At 67.2% G+C, this 1,943-nt stretch carries 1 protein-coding gene and 2 pseudogenes; 1 reads left to right on the top strand and 2 read right to left on the bottom strand.

Annotation, left to right across the window (positions count from 1 at the left end):
* Window positions 1-101: pseudogene (locus AB0G32_RS40350) on the bottom strand (ketol-acid reductoisomerase); the annotation flags it as partial.
* Window positions 102-174: 73 nt separating this feature from the next.
* A complete protein-coding gene (locus tag AB0G32_RS40345) occupies window positions 175-1,344 on the bottom strand; it encodes a low temperature requirement protein A (RefSeq protein ID WP_361176068.1) in 1,170 nt (389 codons plus the stop codon).
* A 144-nt stretch (window positions 1,345-1,488) separates the two neighbouring features.
* On the opposite strand from AB0G32_RS40345, the pseudogene AB0G32_RS40340 reads away from it, so the two are divergent.
* Window positions 1,489-1,848 (top strand): annotated as a pseudogene (locus AB0G32_RS40340) (ATP-binding cassette domain-containing protein); the annotation flags it as partial.
* Window positions 1,849-1,943 lie beyond the last annotated feature (95 nt).

The following is a 1,943-nucleotide window of genomic DNA, read 5'->3' as shown; positions in this document are numbered from 1 at the left end:
AGGGCGTGGGCGTGGCCCTGGCTGCCGTACCCGATGACCGCGACCTTGCGGCCCTGGATGATGGACAGGTCGGCGTCGGCGTCGTAGAACAGCTCAGCCATATGACACACCTTTCGAATACAGAACTGCGGCCGTAGCACTATCTCACTGACAGCGTGTTGACATGTGTGTTCCTCACCGGCCTTCGCGCTGTGCCACGACCAGCAACAGGCCAATCAGCAGGGACGCGATGACGCCGGTGCACAGGATGGCGAACGTCGTGAACGTAGCCGCGAGGACAGCGGCAACCGCGAGCGGAGCAAGGATGTCAGTCGTCACGGACAGTCGTACGACACGCCGGTGCAGCAGCCAAACGCAGGTGATGAAGAGAGCGACAGGCACCGTGTACGTGGCTGCGGCCTGGATGTCGGTGAGCGCACCGTGGCCGGTGACATGGGCGACGTTGACGACGAGTGCCGCGCCTACGGCGGCCGCTGCGGCGAACACCCCGTAGTGTCCGTAGCCCCACAGTATGGCCGTGGTCTGCGTTCTGAGGCGACGTGGTGAGTCCTGGGCGAAGTACAGCCACCACAGCGCGAAGACGGTCAGCACCCCGCCCAGCGCGATGGTCAGGACGGCGCCGTTCTCCCTGTGGGTTTCCAGGGCGGCACCGACGGCCAGGCCGGCGGCCATGACGGACTCACCGAGCACGATCAGAGTGAACAGGCCGTAGCGCTCCGCTATGTGATGCGGATGCCACGTGGTGCCCTCGGCGCGTTCGGCCCAGACCGGCACCAGCAGCTCACCGGCCGCGAGGACGGCGAACGAGGCGATACCGCCGTCGCCGGGCAGGGCCAGCCGGGCCAGCCAGCCGCCCTGAAGGGCGAGGATGCCCAGGGCGTACCGCGACGCGGACCGCCGGCGGCCCCGATCCGTGTACGCGGCGCGCAGCCATTGGCTGACCATGGCCAGCCGCATGACGACGTAGCCCCAGGTGATGACTGTGAAGTCCCCGTGCTCCAGCGCCTCGGCGACTCCTGCGGACAGCAGCAGGGCTCCGGTGATCTGCACCAGGGTGAGGAGCCGGTAGGGGACGTCGTCCGTGTCGTAGGCGGAGGCGAACCAGGTGAAGTTCATCCAGGCCCACCAGATCGCGAAGAAGACGAGCGCGTAACCGACGAGACCGTGCCCCGCACGGCCAGCCATGATCTCGTGCTCGAACGCGGACGAAGCCTGGGCGACGGCGGCAACGAAGCACAGGTCGAAGAACAGCTCCAGCGCGCTGGCGGTGCGGTGTTCCTCACCGGCATGCCGGGCGAGCATCGGCCGGTACAAGGCGCTGGACGCGTACGGTGACTGGCTCATGGCATCCTGCTCCAACGGGCGTGGCGTCGACGTCAGCTTCGGGATCGGCCTCCCGGCAGAGCCGTGGCTGTCCCATTACTCGTTGTCGTTGTCCATATGGAACTACGACAAGGCACAGCACCGGTATGTGACAACTGGGCCCTCTCGAACGACGCGGCCCTGCTCGCCGCGTGCGAGGCGTCCGGCGCCGCGGAAACGCTGCCCGACCTTCGCTCCGGTTTGAACACCCTCTTGACCGGTGAGCGGTTGGGCGGGCAGCAGCTCTGCGGTGGGCAGTGGCAGCGTCTGGTCCTCACCCGTGCCTTCCACCGGCGAGCGGCGCTCCTGGTGATGGACGAACCCACGGCTGCCCTTGATGCCCGCGCCGAGCACCGGGTCTTCGCCGGCCTGCGCGCATTGGCCAAGGACCGTGCCGTCCTGTTGATCACGCACCGGCTCGCCAATGTCGCCGTCGCCGACCGGATCGTGGTCCTGGAGGAGGGACGGATCGTCCAGGAGGGTACCTAAGACGCCATTTCACTTGGCGTGATCTTGCGGCATTCTGGGGTGATGACTGCTGCGCTTGTCGAGCGGATGGCGCCGGAGGACCTGTGGTCCTT

The organism is Streptomyces sp. NPDC023723, from assembly GCF_040639815.1.
Lineage (GTDB): Bacteria > Actinomycetota > Actinomycetes > Streptomycetales > Streptomycetaceae > Streptomyces.
This window is presented reverse-complemented; position numbering and strand designations above follow the sequence as displayed.